Origin of the sequence: Nocardia aobensis NBRC 100429 (genome assembly GCF_000308375.1) — a bacterium.
Lineage (GTDB): Bacteria > Actinomycetota > Actinomycetes > Mycobacteriales > Mycobacteriaceae > Nocardia > Nocardia aobensis.
This window is the reverse complement of the sequence record NZ_BAFQ01000240.1, coordinates 1-2,404: the sequence shown is the minus strand read 5'-3', so window position 1 is coordinate 2,404 and position 2,404 is coordinate 1. Positions and strand designations below refer to the sequence as shown.

Below are 2,404 nucleotides of genomic sequence, written 5' to 3'. Positions count from 1 at the left end.
AATCACCGCGGGCCGCTCGACCGGTGTCAGTCGTGGGAGTCGGCTCGTACCCGCACTATCGATCCCGGATGCCAGCCGGGCGACGGTGGGTGTGTCGAACACGGTGCGTACGGACAGGTCGGTGTCGAGGGTCGTGTTGATCGCGGCAATCAGGCGCATCGCCGACAGCGAATCTCCGCCGAGGTCGAAGAAGGAGTCATCGATGCCGACGCGGTCGAGTCCGAGTGTGTGGGCGTAGATGGCGGTGAGGACTTCCTCGACAGGGGTACTCGGGGCGCGATACCCGCCGGCGGTGTACTCCGGTGCCGGTAGGGCGCGGGTGTCGAGCTTGCCGTTGACGGTCAGTGGCAGCGCGTCCAACGTCATGATTGCGGCGGGGATCATGTAGGCGGGGAGTTTTCGCGTGAGTTGGGTGCGTATCTCGTTCGGGTTTGCGGTGCCGGTGATGTAGGCGACGAGGCGTTTGTTTCCGGGTTGGTCTTCGCGGGTGATGACGGCTGCTTGTTCGATGCCGTCGAGTTGGGTGAGGGCGGTTCGGATTTCGCCGCATTCGATGCGGTAGCCGCGGATTTTGACTTGTTCGTCGGCGCGTGCGACGTAGTGGAGTTGGCCGTCGTTGGCCCAGCGGACCAGGTCGCCCGTGCGATACATGCGTGTGCCGGTTCCTCCGAAGGGGCAGGCCACGAACCGCGATGCGGTCAACGCGGTGCGACGCCAATATCCGGGACTGACACCCATGCCGGCCACATACAACTCGCCGGCGACTCCCACCGGCACCGGCCGTAGCCGGCGGTCGAGGACGAACAACGCTGCACCCGGTACTGGTGAGCCGATCGGTGGTGCTCCCGAACCCGGCGCCAATGGCGCAGTCAAGGAAACGCACATGGTGGTTTCGGTGGGACCGTAGCCGTTGATGACCGTGTGCGTGGGTGCCCACTGGTCTACCACTTGGGCGGGGCAGAATTCGCCGCCGAGTATCAGGGTGACCGATTCCAGCCCTTGTGGTGTCAGCATCGCCGCCGCGGTGGGTGTTTGGGTCAGCACGGTGACGTGTTCGGCGGCGAGAACATCATGAAAGTCGTTGGGGGAGCGGGTGATCGAGTCGGGGATCACCACCAGTCGTCCGCCGTGCAGCAACGCGCCCCAGATTTCCCAGACGGAGACGTCGAAGGCGAGCGAATGACATTGCGCCCATACCTGTTCCGACGCAGGCGTGACATCCAAGGGCACCAACAGTTGCGTGACGTTGTGGTGGGTGGCCGCCACACCTTTGGGGACCCCCGTGGTGCCGGAGGTGTAGATGAGGTAGGCGATGGTGTCCGGGCTGGGCGCGGGTAGTGGGGTGCTGGGTTGGGTGTCGAGCGCGGGGTCGTCGATGTCGATGACGGTGACGTCGATCCCGTCCAACCGTCCGGCCAGATCGGCGGTGGTGATCACGGCTGAGGGTGTGGCGTCGGTGAGCATGAATTCGATTCGTGCCCTGGGGTGTTCGGGATCGATGGGTAGGTAGGCGGCTCCGGTTTCGAGCACTGCCGCTATCGCGGTGATCGCTTGTGCTGAGCGTTGCATCAGCAACCCGACCACGCATCCGGGGCCCACACCGCGGTCGGTCAGCAGGTGTGCCAACCGGTTTGCCGCTTGCTCCAGCTGCCGGTAACTGTATGAACGATCACCACAGCTCAGCGCCACCGCATCCGGCGTGCGGGCGACTTGTGCGGCGAACAATGCCGGGACCGACATCGCCGGGGATATGTGCGCATCCAATACGGCCCGGTTGCCGATCTCGTCCAGCCGGGTGTGTTCGGATTCGTCGAGCAGGTCCACCGACGACAGCGATCGCCTCGGGTTGCTGGTTATGGCGTTCAGTGTTCGTTCGAGTCGTTGGATGAGTGTGTTGATGGTGGTGGTGTCGAAGATGTCGGTGCGGAATTCGACTGCGCCGGTGAGTCCGGCGGGTTCGCCGGTGTCGGTGAAGCGTTCGCCGAGAGAAAACGCGATGTCCGTGCGGGCGCTGTGGGTGTCCAGCGGCAGCGAGGTGACGTCGAGATCGTCCAGCACGAAACCGGCTCCGAGGTCGTTGTTTCCGGCGAAGTTCTGCCACGCCAGTAACACCTGGATCAGCGGGTGATGCATCAATGATCTGGCTGGGTTGAGTCGTTCCACCAGCATCTCGAAGGGCACGTGTTGGTGTTCGAATGCCTCCAGGCTGCGCGTGCGAACCTGGGTCAACAGGTCGGTAAAGGTGGGATCCCCGGCCAGATCGACCCGCAGTACCAAAGTGTTGACGAAGAAGCCGACCAACTCGTCGAGGGCCGGGTCGCCACGGCCGGCGACGACGAATCCTATGGGGACGTCGGTGCTGGTGCTGATCGTGGACAGTAGTACCGCGAGGGCGGTCTGGATG

At 64.0% G+C, this 2,404-nt stretch carries 1 protein-coding gene; it reads right to left on the bottom strand.

The window, feature by feature from the left end; genetic code table 11:
• A partial coding sequence (locus RJ03_RS27430) for a non-ribosomal peptide synthetase (protein ID WP_036507607.1) occupies nucleotides 1-2,404 on the bottom strand: 2,404 nt, incomplete at both ends.